We start from the raw sequence: 18,566 nt of genomic DNA on the forward strand, positions 1-18,566 counted from the left end.
TCGAAGAGATGAATAAACGACAATACAAGAGTGTCATGATCTGAGATTTCAAAGGGGGTCATTCGATATGTCTAGAGTGGTGTTTTTCGGTGTTGATCTGCACGGGCATGTGAATCCAACGCTTGGATTGATCCACAAGCTTACCGAGAGAGGTGAAGAGGTCATCTACTATTGCAGTGAGCCCTTTCGTGAAAAAATTGAACAGACAGGGGCAACCTTTCGCAGCTACCACGGCCTATTAAGATTTGGAAGGCATAACGGAACAGGCATAGAGACCCTACTTGTATTCGCGGACTTTATCATGGACAAGTGCCGGACCATAGTTGAGGCTTTGCGTGACGAGGTCTATGAATTAAAGCCTGACTATATCATTCATGACAGCTTTTGCTTATGGGGGAAAGAGCTAGCGGCAGAGCTTCGGATACCGGGGATTTCCGTGTTTTCCAACTTCCCGTTTATCGATGAGATGGCCCAAAAGGACCCTGCGTTTTTCATGGATTATGTGCTGATTGCTTCGGATGATCCGCTCTATCTCAGGCATAAGGGGCAGCATGATGTTTACCGGAAGCTGATGGATAAGCTGTCACGCGTCATTGGGCTCAAATATGGAAAGCCTTCGATGAATGTGATTAATGATATTTTTTGCAGCAAGGAGCCGCTTAATTTGGTGTTTACCTCTCGTGAATTTCAAATTTATGAAGAGGTGTTTGACGATACTCACGTGTTTTCCGGCTATGAGATTTATCCAAGGGAGGAGCCCATAGACTTTCCATTTGAGAAGTTGGACAACAGGCCCTTAATCTACATTGCCTTTGGGACAATACTTCATAACCTGTCTGAGCTCTATCAGACTTGCTTTGACGCACTAGGCAATTCCAAGTATCAGGTAGTCATGTCGCTTGGCATTCAAACAGATTTCTCATCGTTAGGTCCAGTTCCTGACAACTTCATCGTTCGAACCTTTGTGCCTCAATTGAAACTATTAAGCCGGGCTGATGCTTTCATCACGCATGGCGGCGCGAATAGCATTTATGAATCGTTGTGCAGCGCTGTGCCTATGATTGTTCTGCCGCAGGTGTTTGATGAGTTTATGGGGGCCTTGATGGTAGAGCGTTCAGGTACGGGAATCTATTTGCGCGATCTTCATCCTACCAAAGAGAAATTGCGAGAGACGACTTTGCAAGTGCTGGATAATCCTCTCTATCGAGAGAATTGCGAGCTCATAAAGCAATCCTTTAAGTCGGCAGGCGGCTTGGATTATGCAGTAAATAAAGTCATTCAATTTGCGAAGCAGAAGGTGTGCCATGAGTAAACTAACACGGGTGCTGTTGTCGATCAGTTTCATCGTTTCTCTTTTTATGAGTGCAACAAATGGGAGCTTATCAGCAGCGGCTTCTACAATCGGTTCTGCCACAGATAGCGATATAGATGCCTATATCGAGGATATGATGGACAAATCAAAAATTCCAGGAATGTCCGTGGTCATCGTAAAAGGGGATGAGACGGTCTATCAAAAAGGATTCGGCTATGCTGACGCCGAGAACGATGTGCCGGTGAAGCCAGAGACTTTATTCGAGCTTGGCTCGACGAGCAAGGCCTTTACGGCTTTGGCCTTGATTCAGCTGGAGGATCAAGGGCTTGTGAATCTAGAGGATTCCGTCACGAAGTACCTCCCCTGGTTCGAGACCACTTATAAGGGCAAGCCTGCGGATATTCGCATTAAGCACTTGCTTCATCATACTAGCGGGATTCCGTTCCACAGCATCGGGGATATTCCGGAAGCCGATGATGACCAGGCGCTGGAGAGAACGGTTCGTACCCAAATCGGACAGAAGCTCGATCATGAGCCAGGCGAGAAATACGAGTACGCGACCATCAACTATGATGTTCTCGCTCTTATCATTCAGCAAGTCTCAGGTATGACGTATGAGCAGTATGTCCAGCAGCATGTGCTTGATCCGCTGAATTTGAAGCAAACGTACATGTTCCGTGAGGATGCTGCCCGTGGTGATATGGCGGTAGGGTATAAGCTCAGCGTGTTAAGACCAGCAGCCTACGATGCTCCAATGTATAGAGGAAACACGCCTGCGGGCTATATCATTTCGAGTGCTATCGACGTGGCACAATGGCTCAAAATCCAAATGGGTACGGTACAAGGAGGAAAGGATTTCGAGAGATGGCTGACTCGCTCCCATGAGCCAGATCGCTCTGTTGCACCATCAGGAGACGGCTCCTCGTATGCGGCAGGCTGGAGCGTTTATCAGGATGGAACAGGGATGCTGGCTCACGCTGGAGGCAATCCCAATTACTCTACATATTTCGTTCTTCGTCCGGCTGATGGCTATGGAGTAGCGGTTCTTGCCAACATGAACTCTCCATATTCAGGAGCAGCCGCTCAAGGCATCATGAACATGCTTGTCGGCAAGGAAGTCCTCGAGCCTGCAAGCGATATGTATAAAAACATCGATGCGATTTCATCCGTGGTGCTTCTCTTGACGGTGCCGGTACTGCTATTAGTCTTTTGGCTGACAGGGAAGGCAGTGTGGCAGGCAATTCGGGGGAGTCGCAGCTATGTAGGCCGTCACGCTACGACGGTAACCGGATTTGTGATTTTTACCCTATTCATGGCAGGTCTTGCTTATTGCCTATATCAAATTCCGGATACGCTCTTCTGGGGCGTAAACTGGGCATTCGTTCAAGTATGGGCGCCTAACACACTGATCTATGCCGTTTATTCCTTGTTTACGACGATTTGCTTGTTCGGAGTGTACTTCCTTTTTACGACCGTATTTCCTAAGTTTGACGATCGCTCTTTCTTTGCCATTACACTTCTTAGCGTAGCAAGCGGCTTTGGCAATGCTCTCATCATTTTTATTGTCAATGAGACGCTGAATCGAGATCTCGATAAATTCCAGAGCGGTATGCTGCTCTACTTTGTTCTCGGGATTGCGATCTACGTGTTTGGACAAAAGCTCGTGCGAACAAGACTCGTACGTATTGCCAATGACATGGTATATGAGAAGCGAATGGAGCTGCTTGGCAAGATACTGAATACGTCTTATCAAAAGATAGAAGGCGTAGAAGACGGCAAAATTCCGGCTTCCCTGAATAACGATACGGAGGCAATCAGCGGCTTTTCTAACATCGTCATTACCGGCGCAACCAGTCTTGTTACCTTAATCAGTTGCTTTGTCTATATGGGCATGATTAGCCCGTTGGGAGTGATCATGGCAATTGGCTTTATCGTGGTAGCAGCTGGGATCCATTACTTTACAGGGCTGAAGGCGAATCGGCTGTGGGAGCAAATGCGTGATATCCAAAACGTGTTTTTCCGCTTTATTCATGATTTGACGAGCGGATTCAAGGAGCTAAGCCTTAATCAAGACAAGCGAGCTGATTTCAAGAAGGACATGCAAGATAACTGCCATTCTTACCGAGAGAAGCGAATCGGCGGCGATCTGAAATTCGCGAATGTGAATGTGATCGGCGAGCTGTTGTTTACCTTCGTCATCGGTGCAGTTGTCTTCTTGTTCCCGCTGCTCTTCAGCGAGCTGAAAGTGAGTACGCTGCGCAACTATGTATTCGTTCTTCTTTATATGACAGGTCCTGTTCATGGCATCTTGGGAACCATTCCAAATATATTCCGTGTTCGAATCAGCTGGAACCGAATTAATGAACTGTCACGAGAGCTGGATTCAATTCAGGAGGCACAGCAGCAAGCAGCTTCCAGTCTAGAACCGACGCAGCCAATAGAGCTTAAGCTGCAATCTGTGGAATACCACTATGGAAATCGTGAAGGCGAAAGCTTTGCTGTAGGACCGATCGACTGTTCCTTCCGTACGGGGCAGATTACCTTTATAACTGGTGGGAACGGCAGCGGAAAATCAACCCTGGCGAAGCTGATAACGGGTCTATATGAACCGGCGCAGGGCGGGATTACCGTAAATGGGCAGTCCGTGCCTACACGGGAGCTGAGCCAGCAATTCTCCGCTATATTTAGTGACTTCTATTTGTTTGAGAAGATGTATGGCGTTCCTTATTCCTCGAAGCAGTCGGAGATTGAGCATTATCTGAAAGTGCTCCATTTACAGGACAAAGTCGAGATTCGTGATGGCTCTCTCAATACGACGAAGCTATCGACAGGACAACGCAAGCGGCTCGCGCTGCTCATTAGCTATTTGGAGGATCGGCCAATCTGCTTGTTTGATGAATGGGCTGCAGACCAAGATCCGGAATATCGGGCGTTCTTCTATCACACCTTGCTGCCTGAGCTTAAGCAAAGAGGGAAATGCATTATCGCGATTACTCATGATGACCGCTACTTCCACATGGCGGATCAGGTCATCAAGATGGAGCTGGGTCAGGTAGTTCAGGTGGAGCAGAACGACGAGATGAAAGACAATGAAGCTCTCGTTTATTCGAAACAAGGCTGAAACAGTCACTTTCCAGCATGGGGGATGAAGCGAAATGAGAGAAAGTCGTTCAACCAAATTGGACAAGGCCAATGTGGAAGATATCGTTGCATTAACACCGATGCAGGAGGGCTTGCTGTTTCATTACAGAAGCGACAGGGACAAGAGGTACTACACACAGCAGCTTTCAGCACGCTTGTCCGGCCACTGCTCGGTTGAAGCTATTCTACAAGCATGGCAGAACGTTGCTCGCGCGAATGATGTGCTACGAACCGTATTTCGCTGGGAGAAGCTTGAGAAGCCTGTTCAGATTGTGCTGAAAGACATGGAAATCCCGATTGCCGTTCTGGATTACTCCAGCTATTCGGCTGAGCAGGCGGAAGTAATGATTGCCGAGTTTAAAGCACGTGATCGTTCGAAAGAACTTGACCTCGAAGTAGAACCGATGCGAATTACGCTATGTCATATAAACAACGAGTCTTGGGAGATGATCATCACATGGCATCATATCCTATTCGATGGTTGGAGCAATGGGGTACTGCTCAAGGAGTTTTTGCAGGCTTATCAAACCATTGTTGAAGGAGCGGAGGTGCCTTTAAGAACAGCTGTCAAGACTCCGTTTAAGCAGTTTGTGCAGCTGCTACAGCGTCAAGACAAGGCTTTGCAGCGGCAGTATTGGGAGCAGGAGTTTCAGGGTTGGCAGGAACGTACCTCGTTGAATGAACAGAGAGAGCTGTATGAGGAGGGTGCTTCAGGAGAAACGAAGATTTCTCACACTCTAACAATCTCGTTCCAAGAGGTAGAGGCTATTTCTCGTTATACCCAGCGCCATGAAGTAACGCTGGCTGCTTATCTGTATGCTGCATGGGGCTTACTGCTTGGACGATACTGCGGGACTGAGGATGTTCTATTTGGCACAACCGTATCAGGTAGAACGCCAGAGCTTCCTGGAATGGAGGAGATGATCGGCTTATTTATCAATACCGTTCCACTGCGGATATGCTGGACCTCGGAAGAGCCTGTCCATCAGTTCGTCAGATCTGTAAATGAGCGGCTCAAGCGTCGCGTAGATTATGAGCTGACACCCTTAGTTGATATAAACGCTTATAGTGGCGCTGATTCTTATGAGCCGTTATTCAACTCGATTATGGTTGTTGAAAACTACCCATTAGATACGAGCATAGGACAAGCAGGAGCCTTGCGAATTGAGCATTATGAGATGGAAGAATCCACGCATTATGGGCTGACGATCGGCGTTCAGCTAAAGGAACCAGGGGAGCTGGAGCTAGAGTTTGCTTATGATCCGAGCTCCTTCTCTAAGCCAATGATCATGAGGCTCGCCAACCACTATAAACAAATCATCCTGCGAATGTACAGCAAGGCTGAGCTCAGGATAAATGAGCTTGAGCTTCTGACAGCAGAAGAAATGGAAGAGCTTCTCTTCTCGTTTAACCAACAGTCGTCTGCGTGTCTTAAATCGGAGCAGCTAGAGCCTGGTCTCGAGGATCTTGTCCAGCTTCGATTCGAGAGACGGGTTATGCAATCACCGGACTGCACAGCTTTAATATGTGGAGAACACAGCTATACATATCAAGAAATCAACAGAGCGGCCAATCGGCTTGCGCATCAGATCAGAGCGCTTGGTGTTCATGCCGATAAACCTGTCGCGATATGGCTTGATCGATCCGAGCAGCTCCTCATTGCGATGCTGGCTGTACTAAAGTCGGGAGCGGCTTATGTGCCGATCGACTATGATTACGCTCCAGGCCGCATCAACCAGATTCTCCAGGATAGTGGAGCAAGAATATTGGTGATGGGTGACCATGTGATCCCAGCTTCGATTGATTTTGATGGCACTTGCATGTGTATGGAGAAGGTTCTGTCAGCGCCGGATGCAGTCGAAGCTGATCCTGTACCTCCTGTAAATAACCCTAGCGATGCAGCTTACATCCTGTACACATCAGGCTCGACAGGAACTCCGAAGGGTGTAGTTGTTGAGCAGAGCAACCTGTTGGCTTACGTTGATGCCTTCCAGCAGGAGTTTCACTTAACGGGCAGAGATAGCTTTTTGCAGCAAGCCTCCTGCTCCTTTGACCAATTTGTAGAGGAAGTATATCCGGTGCTACTCGCTGGCGGCCAGGTTGTGATTGCACGCAAGACCGATGTGATCGACATGCCGAAGCTTGTCCAGCTGATTGACCGTCATCAGGTCACGATCGTATCGTGCTCTCCTCTGCTTATGAACGAGCTTAATAAACAATCCGGAATGGACAGTGTCCGAATCTTTATAAGCGGTGGCGACGTTCTGAAGCCTGAGTATATGTCGGAGCTGCTCAAGAAGGCGGAGGTCTACAACACATACGGACCGACAGAAGCGACGGTGTGTGCAACGTATCATCGCTGCTTGCCGGAGCATGCTTCTCGAACGAGCATCCCAATCGGCAAACCCATTTTGAATTACCGCGTGTATGTCCTTGACGCTTATGGCTATCCGCTGCCAATAGGAGTGCCTGGGGAGATTTTCATTGCAGGAGCGGGTGTAGCAAGAGGTTATCTGAATCGACCTGAGCTCACGGAACGGCATTTTTCCTCCGATCCGTATGATGATGGTGCGCGCATGTATCGTACAGGCGACATCGGATTATGGCTTTCAGATGGAAGTCTGCTGTATGTCGGCAGAAATGACCAGCAAGTGAAGATTCGAGGCTATCGAGTAGAGCCGGGGGATATAGAGCATCACTTGCTTGGTCTTGATGCGATTGATGAAGCGATCGTGCTTGCGCATCAAGATGAACACGGCATGATAACACTTGCATCTTATGTCATGATCAATCGTGACGTAACCGCTAATGAGCTGCGGGATGAGCTATCGGCTGTATTGCCAGCTTACATGATTCCGACCTTCTTCTACCGTATTGACAAGGTTCCGAGGACCCCTAACGGCAAGCTGGATCGCAAAGCGCTGCTACAGGTCACGGACAGACTGGCTGTTACCGATGATGGAGCCTCATTTGAAGCGAACGATGATAGCGAGACGGAGTGCAGCATAAGGCGCGTGTGGCAGGAAGTGCTGAAGGTGGAGCATATCGGGCTACATGAACATTTCTTTGATCTTGGCGGCAATTCGATCTTGCTTATGCAGCTGCATGCCAAGCTAGAGAAGGAATATGGCTTTGGAATCCAGATCGTGGATCTTTTCTCCTATACGACAATCGCGAAGTTGGCAAAATGGGTGGATGAAAAGCATAGCGTTCCCAAGCAAGAGGAGCAGGCTGCATGGAGCGTTTATCAGCAGCTCCCAGCAACCTTTTTCCATCGTCATTTGAATGGCACCGGGATAGGAATTGTCCGGTTCCACCTTCAATCCCAATTAAGAGAGGCCGTTGATGGACTTGCTTCCGACACTGAAGTTGAATCGCTTGATGTATTAACAGGTATGGCGCTTTATTTGTTCAGTGAATGGAATGAGAAGACTGGCGCTGCAATCCACAGCTTACGTGCGGAAGGTGAACAGGTCGTTCCCTTATCTCTCGATTTTACGAAGATCAGTGGATTTGAAGAGCTGTTCCAGCATGTGCATCAGGGCCGAGTGAACGGGACGAATGCTTACCATATTGGACGCATTCAATCCACACATGTAAAGAAGGGAGATGATGAGGTGCTCCCTCTCATCTACCGCCAACAAGATCTAGACATCGATGCAGCATGGCTTGACATATACGATATGGCTTGGGGGATAGATATTCAGGCTGATGAACATCAGCTGTCTATTTCGATCAAATTCAACGACAAGCGGATGAAAAAGGAAGCGGTCCAGATGCTCACTAACGGGTATGTCGATCTGCTGCGCCAGCTAAGTACAAGCCGCGTGATGTCGTGAGGAGGAGTTGTCGATGAGAAAGCTAGCGCTTCTATTTCCAGGTCAAGGCTCGCAATATATCGGGATGGGCAAGGACTTGCTTGGACGATCAGCAACAGCGAGAGCGGTATTCGCTGAAGCCAATGATGTATTGGGCTTTGATCTTCAAGCGCTTATCGCAAATGGAAGCTCTGAGGAGCTGACACGAACGGAAAATGCGCAGCCTGCGCTGCTTACCGTTAGCGTCGCAGCGTTCCGTGTATACATGGAGGAAATCGGTGTGGAGCCTGCCTATTCGGCCGGACACAGCTTAGGTGAGTTCTCGGCGCTGACCTGCGCAGGCGTGATGACATTCCAAGAGACGCTAAGGCTTGTAAGACGTCGAGGTCAGCTCATGCAGGAGGCAGCTTCCGAGGGTATCGGCGCGATGTGTGCGATTATGGGCAGCGATTCAAGCCGTGTAGAAGAGGCTTGCCAGCGCGCATCCATCTCCGAGCACCAAGAGGTTGTTATCTCCAACTACAACTCTTCCGGACAGCTTGTCATTTCCGGACATCGCATTGCGGTTGAGGAGGCGGCTTCCGAGCTCGAATCTCTTGGAGCCCGCATCGCATTTTTAAAAGTAAGTGCACCTTTCCATAGTCCGCTTATGAAGGGTGCGGCCATTCGGTTTAAAGAAGAGTTGGCCTCCTGCACCTATCGTCCGTTTCAATGGTCGGTGTTGTCCAACGTCACAGGTAAACCTTACGAGTCCCCGGATCAGGTTGCATTCTATCTGACCGAGCAACTTACCGCTCCTGTACGGTGGGATATGGCGATGAAGCTGCTCTCGGAGCAGGGTGTTCGTATTGCTGCGGAGCTTGGCGCGAAGCAGGTGCTCACACAGTTTATGCGAACAGATGCGAAGTCTATTGCTTGTTATCCGTATGAAAAAGCAGCAGAGCTTGATTTGCTTCAGAAGGAGCTGGAAGCCGACAAGCTGGAGCTGGCCCGCCAAAAAGCTTCCAATAACGTGGTCACAAGATGTCTTGCGGCTGCAGTATGCACGCGCAATCGCAATTGGGATCTAGAGGCGTATGATCAAGGTTTTGTCCTCCCTTATCGGCAAGTTCAACGATTGCAGGAGCAGCTGGATGAGAACGGGGAGCCGCCTACTCAAGCACAGATGCACGAGGCGCTCAAGCTGTTGAAGCAGATGCTGGATACCAAAAAAGTGCCGGAACAAGAGCAGCAGGAGCGTTTTGGCGACATTCTCAAGAAAACGGGTACAACTGCGTTGTTTCCAGAATTCTCGCCTGATTCATGGGTGATTGCTTGATGATGTATGGAGGTGATCAGGGTGGATTTTCAGTCAATCAAATTAAATCGCAAGTCTATAGCTGAGCTTGAGGATGTTGCCTTTGATCGAACATCGAGTCAGGATATCGCGATTGTCGGCATTGCGGTGAAGCTGCCGCTTGCAGATACGGTTGAGCAATTTGCTAACAATCTGAAGACAGGACGGGATTGTGTTAGACCGATCCCTTCACTGCGTAAGCAGGATACAGATTTGTATTTCAAGCAGATGGGGCTTGAGCCGGAGGATTTAGCCTATGGCGAGGCTGCTTATCTCGATGAAATTGATAAATTTGATTATTCCTTCTTTAAGCTATCGCCGCGAGAAGCGAGCTTACTGGACCCCAACCAACGATTATTTCTAGAGACGGCCTGGCGTGCAATCGAGGATGCGGGCTATGGCGGCGGCAAGCTTGGAGGAAGCCCTACAGGCGTCTATGTTGGCTATGGCTCTGATGCAGACTACTTGAAGCTGATTCGTCAGGTGGAGCCGGAGGCTGTCTCCATGTCCATGGCGGGAAATGTACGCCCGATCATCGCTAGCCGCTTGTCGTATTTGATGGATCTTCGAGGGCCGAGTTTCATCGTCGATTCGACATGCTCCTCCTCGCTCGTGGCCGTTCACCTGGCGTGCCAGGCGATACGCAATGGAGAGTGTGACTCCGCGATCGTAGGCGGAACTCAGCTTCACCTGATCCCGATCCGGGAGTATGAGGTTGGCATTGAATCCTCCACTTCGCGGGCGAGAACCTTTGATGATCGTGCCGACGGGACAGGGACTGGCGAAGGCGTTGTTGCGATGATGCTGAAGCCACTCGAGCAAGCCATTGAATCGCGTGATCATATTTATGCCGTGATTAAGTCGAGTGCGCTGAATCAGGATGGTGGATCCGTTGGCATTACTGCTCCTAATGCAGAGGCACAGGAGGCAGTGATTGCAGATGCATGGAAGAGAGCGGGTATCGATCCTGAGACAATTGGATATATCGAGACCCATGGCACCGGTACAAAGCTTGGAGATCCCATCGAAGTTGAGGGGCTAAAGCGGGCGTTCCGACGCTTTACGGACAAGCGGCAATTTTGTGCAATCGGGGCGCTCAAAAGCAACATTGGTCATTTGGATAATACAGCGGGTATCGCAGGCCTGCTCAAAGCCGTTCTATCGCTAAAAAACAAATGCATCTATCCGACGCTACATTTTGATCGACCGAATCGGGTGATTGATTTTGCGGAATCTCCTGTATATGTGAACGATAAACTGATGGAATGGAAGAGCGGACCACATCCTCGTAGATGTGGAGTAAGCTCCTTCGGCATCAGCGGCACCAACTGCCATGTCATCTTGGAGGAGGCTCCAGTGGAACGCTCATGGATGAAGCCTCAGCATGACGAATATCGACTGTTCGTCTTGTCTGCGCAGACAGTGTCTGCATTAGAGACTTATGTGGATGCAAGCCTTGATTATCTGATGCATCGTCCATCCATTGATTTTGGGGATCTGTGCTACACATTGGGCACAGGTAGAGGGCATTACCGCTATCGGATCGCGATTGCAGCCAAAAGTGTGGATGAGGTTGTAGACGAATTAAGAAGCTTTAAGACGGCTGGATTCAAGGGCATGCAAGATCGATCACAAGGAGAATCGAATAGCTCCTTATATGCGGATTCGATTGATCGCTTGCAATCGCAGCTTGAAGCGATTCGTTCTGCAGCTGAAGTTGTGTTTGCTACTTACTTCTCCTCTGATAGGATGGATCGCATGCTTTGTGCAGAGCTAGGCAGGCTTTATGTGCAAGGAGTGAGCATTCCATGGGAGCGCCTGTATCGGCAAGAGCGTAGAAGACGTCTAAGCTTTCCGACTTATCCGTTTGATCGGTATCGGTGCTGGGTGAATCTGACCGATCATACATCAAAAGGTAGAGCTCGTCATACCTCGGCCAAGCGCAATGATGCTTACGAAGCAGCAAGGAATGAAAGTCATAATCAAGATCAAGATCAAAGTGCTTTCTATCATCAACGGAGATGGCTCCCTGAGCCGTTACCACAGATTGGTCGAAAAAGCCACGGCTGTGAGACGATTCTCATCTTAACAGAAGATCATCAGGATAGCAGTCCTTTCGTACGACGATGGAAAGCAGTTGGATCGAAGGTTATTGAGGCTGCTATGGGTGACAGCTTTAAGGTAGTCGATGTGACGAAGTATATCGTTCGCGACGAGATGGAGGATTATGAGCGACTGCTGCATGATGCATTCGATTCATTCAACTCATTAGGTGACCGATCTCTTCTTATCGTTGATCTACGGTTTGCTGCCTTTGGTAATGAAGATGAGACCTTGGAGAAGCATGAACAGCAATTGGAGCAGTCGATATATCGGCTCTATCGTCTGATTCATGCGCTAGCACGTCGGGATGGTCATGAATCAATAGCTGTGACGCTTGTTACTTCCTACGCGGATGAAGTTACGGCTGAGCAGCCAAGAGTACGTCCTGAGCAATTTGCCATGATCGGGCTGAGCAAAGCTGCCGGCTGGGAGAATCCGAATCTAAAAATCCGGTGGATTGATGTGGATGAGCAGTCGGATCTGGTAGAGAGCGTATGCTCTGAGCTTGAAGTAGAGACGACAGAGTATTGGACGGCTTATCGCCAAGGAAAGCGATATGTAGAGTGCGTTGATGTGCTGAGGCTGGAAGAAGAAGTATCAAGTTCTCTTCAGCCGTTCTTCATCCGTTCCCAAGATATAAACGGTACATACCTCATTACAGGAGGACTTGGCAGCATCGGACTGCTGATCGTTTCGCACTTTGTAAAAGAGTCGAAAGGTAACATCCGCCTTGCTTTAATGGGCAGAACGGCACTTCCGCCCAGAGATCAATGGCCTGACCTAGAGCATGCGGATCAGGATAAGAAGATCGTTCGTGCGATACGTGCCATTCGTGAGATGGAGGATGCCGGGGCGCAGATTGAAGTCATTCAGGCGGATGTGTCCAATAAAGAGCAGCTGAGTAAGGCAATCACGTCTCTGCGGCAGCGTCATGGACGAATTGCAGGGATCGTGCATGCTGCCGGAGTTTCCGAAGGAAATCTGATGAGCCGATTGTCGGCAGAAGAGCTGCGATCCGTCATTGCGTCCAAGACGACAGGTACGTGGCTGCTGGATCATTTAACGCGGCAGGATAAACCGGACTTCTTAGTCCTCTACTCGTCTGCGATTACGCTGGTAGGCGGAATCGGCTCAGGTCCGTACACGGCAGGCAATGCATATTTGGATGGATATTCAGCTTATCGAAACCGTTTTGGCTTACGAACCTTGACCATCAATTGGCCGGCTTGGAAGGAGACCGAGAAGGATGAGGCAGATGAGGTAGACGAATCGAAGGAGATGTTCTGTCTCATGTCTCAGGAGGATGGAATACGAGCGTTCCAAGAGCTTCTTCAGGCTTCTGAAGCTGCTCCCGTAAGACAGGCTATTGTCGGGAGATGGAATCGTGGCAGCCACCTGTTTGTATTAGGGGAGCTGCTGCCATTCCGTCAATCCGAGCAGGTTCAACAGGCTCTAACTCGATCCATAACAACCGATAAGACTCATGCGAAGGCAGATCATAGACGTTCAGCAGGTACTGCGAATAATGGAACTTTTGCAGCTCCAAATAAATGGCCTACCACGCATAGTGAGATCGAAGAAGCGGTGGCCGAGGCATGGAAGCAAGTGCTTGGCTATGAGGAATTGGACGTTCATGCAAATTTCTTCGAGATCGGTGGAGACTCCATCCTTATCACGAGAGTGCATCACTATATCGATGAGGAGTTTCCTGGGCTGACTACAGTAGCGGATATGTTCTCTTATCCAACCATCGCTCGGATAACCGATCACCTATATGATGTTGTTTCCGATACGGAAGAAACGGGTGAAACTACGTTGGAATCGATCGAGGCGAACTCCTTTAATGAAGCGATATTCGCGATGTTTGAGCGAGTAAAGCGAGGCGAATTATCCATCGAGAATGCGGTTGATCTTTATCGCGGGATGGAGGTAGCAAATGGATAAACTAGCGAGTCAAATCTTTGAGCAAGTTGCTAAAGGGCAATTGGATGAGAAGGCAGCGATGCAGTTGCTTCGAACGCTTAAGGAGCAGCAGCCAAATGAGAGTAAGGATATTGCGATCATTGGACTTTCTTTAAAAATGCCTGGAGCGGATAACATCCATCAGTTCTGGAACAACCTCGAGCAGGGTCGTGACTTCATCGGACCTCTTTCGGAAGAACGACAGCAGGATAGCTTAGGCTTTATCCGTACCTTTACCCAGCTTGAAGAGGACAGCATTCACTTTAGTCATGGCGGCTTCATGCAGGATATCGACAAGTTTGATTATGCTTTTTTCAATTTATCTCCAAAAGAAGCAGCCTTAATGGACCCGAATCAGCGGCTATTTTTACAGACCGCCTGGGAGGCTATTGAGGATGGGGGTTATGGAGGTAGACGTATCCAAGGCAGTAGAACAGGCGTCTATATCGGGTATGCTGATTGGCCTGTATATGGTCAGTACATTACAAAGAATCAGCCATCGCAGATTCCGATGGCAAGCACAGGGAACACGCCTTCCATCATCGCTGGTAGGATTGCTTATTTGCTGGATTTGCAAGGTCCAGCATTGCTGGTTGATACGGCTTGTTCCTCCTCGCTCGTTGCGGTCCATCTCGCCTGCATGGCGCTTAGGAATACGGAATGCGAGATGGCCATTGCGGGTGGAGTGAAGGTATGTCTTATGCCAGTGGATGGATTGTTCGAGATTGGCATCGAATCTTCCAATCGTAAAACGAGCGCATTCGACGACAGCTCTGATGGCACGGTCTGGGGGGAAGGAACGGTCGCTTTGCTGCTGAAGCCGCTAAGCCAAGCTATTCGAGACAAAGACCCTATTCATGCTGTCATTCGGGGTAGCGCCATGAACCAGGACGGTACATCCGTAGGACTGACCGCACCTAATGCTGCCTCGCAGGAGAAGCTCCTCATGCGAGCTTGGAAGGATGCGGGCATTCATCCGGAAACAATAGGCTATATCGAGGCTCACGGTACAGGAACGAAGCTTGGAGATCCGATTGAAGTTGACGGAATTCGCCGGGCATTCCGTCACTACACGAATCGCAAACAGTTCTGTGCCATCGGGTCCGTCAAGACCAATGTAGGACACTTGGATGCAGCTTCAGGGGTTGCCGGACTTGTGAAGGCAATCGCAGCACTCAAGTATAAGAAGCTGCCGCCGACCCTGCATTTTGCGAGACCGAATCGAAATATTCCCTTTGAGAACTCCCCGCTCTATGTCAATGATCGCTTGAAGCCTTGGGAGAGGAGCGAAGAGATCCCTAGAAGATGCGGAGTAAGCTCATTCGGCTTCAGCGGCACAAACTGTCATCTTGTGCTTGAGGAATCCCCATTAGGGATACCAGATGCAGCCCAAGCAGATACGCATCATGGTGATCAGCTGATGGTCCTGTCAGCTAAGAGCAGGTCAGCATTAGAGCGACTAATTCAAGCTTATATCCGCGAGCTGCCTGAGCTTGAAGGAAGCTTTTCAGACCTATGCTATACAGCCCATACTGGGCGAGGACATTATAGCTGCAGATTGGCAATCATTGCGAGTGGTATTCCGAGCCTAATGGATAAGCTGTACGCATTATTAGAAGTGGGCTTAGAGCAGCAGCTTGAAGAAACAGCAGAAAAAGGAGTTTTTTACAACGAGTATCGAATTGCAAGTGGCCGAAGAGAGAAGCGACAGCGCGGGGAATGGACATTGGATGAACTCAAGGCCCGAAGTGAGGCGGCAAATGAGCTGATTCAGCAAGCTGATTCAGATGGAGGTTTGGACAAGCACCTGCTTGAACAGCTCGCCCAGTTCTATGTCCAAGGAGCGGACGTGAATTGGGAGGTAATATACGAGGGGCAGCAGCACTCGAAGCTGCATCTCCCTGTGTACAGCTTTGAACCGTCGCGATGCTGGATTGATCCATCGGCTAATACTTATATGGCTCGGTCGATGCCGACTGTAGTTGAATCAAACAAAGAAACGGACATGAAGCTTTCAGCAAACCTGAAAAGTAGTGCTGCAGAGCATGTGCCAATTCTAAAAGGCAGAGCAGACGAAAACTTTACGTCAACCGAAATACGATTAGCGGCACTCTGGGGAGATTTACTTGGTGTCAAGGAAATCGATATTGATGATGATTTCTTTGAGCTTGGAGGGAACTCAATTCTCACGATACGCGTTGAGGTTGAGCTGGAGCAAGCTGGGATTCTGTTTGCTTCCGAGCTATTGTATCGGTACTCGACGATTCGCGAGGCAGCCGCTTATCTAGAGCAGCAGTCTAGTGAATCTGGAAACTCCCATGAAACCAGCAGCTCTGGGAGTTCTGCTGATTCTCTTACTTTGAATGACTCTAGTGTGTCTATCGAATCTCATACTTCCAGTGAATCGGCCATTCTTCCAAATATCGAGCCATTTAATGATCTCTACTATCGCAATTGCTTTTACAACTCCTTTTTCCCAGTGGTCAAGCACTTTGGGGGCAGCATACTGCCGTATCTCGTTAACGATTTACTCCTATATCACCGTACCGATACGGAGGAAGCTCAGGGTTATGAGCTGCGTTATGAAGAGGTAGAACCGCAGGAAACGATCTTTACAGAAATGAATCTGTCCGTCCAAACCCAGTATGATTTTGGGGATATCAAAAGCGAGATCATCCAATGCATCAGCCAAGGAAATCCTGTTATCGTGTGGGTCGACTGCTACGAGATTCCATTCCGAAGCGACGCCTATCAGAAGCAGCATGTGGATCACACCTTACTGGTGTACGGATTTGATGAGGGGACTCAAATGTTCCATATCATCGAGCATGACAGACGAGAAAATCTATCATACAAGCCTTGCTTGATCGCATTTGATGATCTCGTCCGTGCCTGCATAGGCTATGGGACGTACTATCAACAGCTAGAGCACCGGGCTGCTTATTATATCATTCAACACTATCCGAATGCTCCACACCGGGAGCCTGAGCTTAACGAATTGAAGCAGCGATTCGAGAGTAATCTGACGTATAACCGTCATCGTCTGCAAGAAAGCATGGATGTGCTTCAACAATTTGCAGCGTGGTTCATCGATGCCAGCTCTAACGAAGCCAGCTTGAAGCAGCATGCCGAGTCAATGATTGAAACGCTTAATCAAATTCTCAATGCGAAGCAGGTGGAGGGATATCGATTAACGGCTCTATATGGGGAGGATGCTTCGCTTCTTGTGACTCATCGCGAATGCGTAGAGTATTGGGAAACAATTCGAAAAGGAATCGTCCGCTTCTTCTATGCCCCTGTGTATCAGGGGGCACGAATCGAGGCTATTCAAGCGAGATTGGAGCGATTGCTCGCCACGGAGCAGCAGTTCCTATCCCAACTTTTTCACGAGCTACAACTTATTTAATCCATATACGAACCAACCATTTAGGAGGAAACGAAGATGACAATAGAAACGAAGGACGAACTGAAAAAGAGAGTAATGGACTTGCTGAAAGACAACGTTGATGATCCAAACTTGCTAGAACAATGCGATCCTGATGATGATTTGTCATCGCTTGGCATTAATTCCTTAACCTTCATCAAACTTGTTATTGCAACTGAGATGGAGTTTGGGGTGTCATGGAGCGATGAGGACCTCGATTTCCGTAATTTTAGTACGATCAATCAAATTATGAACTACATCAGCCTGAACCAGAACGAAGAACAATAAGAGGGGGATGACTTATGCTAACCAAGGCGGGTAGACTCGGAGGAGTGGCTCTAGAAGAGCATGTTCACAATTTAGTACCAGAGATTAAGCAGCTTACGTTATTCCCGTCAGAACTTTGTAATTATCGCTGTAACTTCTGCCATATATGGGGGGAGACTGGCTGGGCGCTGAAAGAGCCGCAACGTGCGATCCGTGAACAGCTCGATATCGATGTACTGAAGAGATTCCTAGATGATGTAACCGCAGTGAACAAAAATCTCGGTGTCATCATTACAGGCGGCGAGCCGATGCTGTATAAGCACTTTACAGAGCTGGTCGAGCATTTGCGGAAGCGCAAGGCGAACATTTACCTGCTGACCAATGGTTCGTTAATTAAAAATCGTGTTGAGTTCATTATGGAAAATATTGTGGCCATGAACATTTCCATTGATGGACCGGAAGAGTTCCATGATGCTATTCGTGGAAAAGGCAGCTTCCAGAAGATTTGCGAGAATATTGACGCGCTGATCGAAGAGAAGCGTAGACGCAAGAAGATGTTCCCTTTTATTAATATTACGATGGTGCTTTCTCCGTCCAACTATCTCAGCATTAAGCAATTTATGAGCGCGCTTCGCGAACGCTTTAAAGACGCAGAGATTATGCTACATGATCCTCGCAATCCGTGGTCAAAACGTCGTGACTTGTCTGTGAATCTGGCACCGCTCTTGTTCACCACACCAGAACGAGGACGTGCTTATGCGACTCAGATGAAGCATGATCTGGATTGCGATGTATCACCAGCATGGCAGGGCTTCGTTGAAGAGTCGATCCCGATGGATACCCAGCTTTTGAAAAAGGAGCTAGAGGAGTTATGGGCAGACGAAGGCATTGATTCCTCGCACTATATTGATATCCACGATTATTACACTGACATCGAGAATGTGTTTGGCCGCTCTAAATGCGTGGCACCATGGCATGAGATGATTATCCGCCGCACAGGCGATGTATACCCGTGTGTGGATTTGCCTGACTTTAAGTATGGAAATATCTATGAGAACACATTTGCTGAAATGTGGGAGGGCGAACGTGCGACCAAGTTCCGTGACTACATGAAGACGAGCAATCTGATGATGTGCAATCGCTGTACACGGATGTTTGCTGATCCAGAATCCTACTAATACCCCAAAAATGTAATCAAGATTA

8 protein-coding genes are annotated in these 18,566 nt (G+C 48.7%); all 8 read left to right on the plus strand.

Annotated elements, in window-relative coordinates:
- Positions 1–67 precede the first annotated feature (67 nt).
- From B9N86_RS13845 to B9N86_RS13880, 8 genes are read left to right on the plus strand one after another with little or no spacing between them, the layout of a single operon-like run.
- Positions 68–1,312 carry a macrolide family glycosyltransferase gene (locus B9N86_RS13845; protein WP_208919791.1) on the plus strand — a complete coding sequence of 415 codons (1,245 nt, stop codon included), beginning with the start codon at positions 68–70 and terminating at the stop codon, positions 1,310–1,312.
- A complete protein-coding gene (locus tag B9N86_RS13850; protein WP_208919792.1) occupies positions 1,305–4,433 on the plus strand; it encodes a cyclic peptide export ABC transporter in 3,129 nt (1,042 codons plus the stop codon). The genes B9N86_RS13845 and B9N86_RS13850 overlap by 8 nt, the downstream gene beginning before the upstream one ends.
- Positions 4,434–4,467: 34 nt before the next feature.
- The gene (locus B9N86_RS13855; RefSeq protein ID WP_208919793.1) at positions 4,468–8,292 is read left to right on the plus strand and encodes a non-ribosomal peptide synthetase; all 3,825 of its coding nucleotides are present in this window, start codon (positions 4,468–4,470) and stop codon (positions 8,290–8,292) included.
- 13 nt (positions 8,293–8,305) lie between these two features.
- Positions 8,306–9,589, plus strand: a complete 1,284-nt coding sequence (gene fabD / locus B9N86_RS13860; protein ID WP_208919794.1) for an ACP S-malonyltransferase — start codon at positions 8,306–8,308, stop codon at positions 9,587–9,589.
- A 21-nt stretch (positions 9,590–9,610) separates the two neighbouring features.
- Complete coding sequence (locus B9N86_RS13865) at positions 9,611–13,654, plus strand: type I polyketide synthase (RefSeq protein WP_208919795.1); 4,044 nt, start codon at positions 9,611–9,613, stop codon at positions 13,652–13,654.
- Positions 13,647–17,078: a beta-ketoacyl synthase N-terminal-like domain-containing protein gene (locus B9N86_RS13870; RefSeq protein ID WP_208919796.1), complete on the plus strand. Its 3,432-nt coding sequence runs from the start codon at positions 13,647–13,649 to the stop codon at positions 17,076–17,078. The genes B9N86_RS13865 and B9N86_RS13870 overlap by 8 nt, the downstream gene beginning before the upstream one ends.
- Positions 17,079–17,114: 36 nt before the next feature.
- On the plus strand, positions 17,115–17,384 hold the full coding sequence (locus tag B9N86_RS13875; RefSeq protein WP_208919797.1) for an acyl carrier protein: 270 nt from the start codon (positions 17,115–17,117) through the stop codon (positions 17,382–17,384).
- Positions 17,385–17,398: 14 nt separating this feature from the next.
- Positions 17,399–18,541, plus strand: coding sequence for a radical SAM/SPASM domain-containing protein (locus tag B9N86_RS13880; protein ID WP_208919798.1), 1,143 nt, complete (start codon positions 17,399–17,401; stop codon positions 18,539–18,541).
- Positions 18,542–18,566: the final 25 nt, after the last annotated feature.

The organism is Paenibacillus uliginis N3/975 (assembly GCF_900177425.1).
GTDB classification, from domain to species: Bacteria; Bacillota; Bacilli; order Paenibacillales; family Paenibacillaceae; genus Paenibacillus_AQ; species Paenibacillus_AQ uliginis.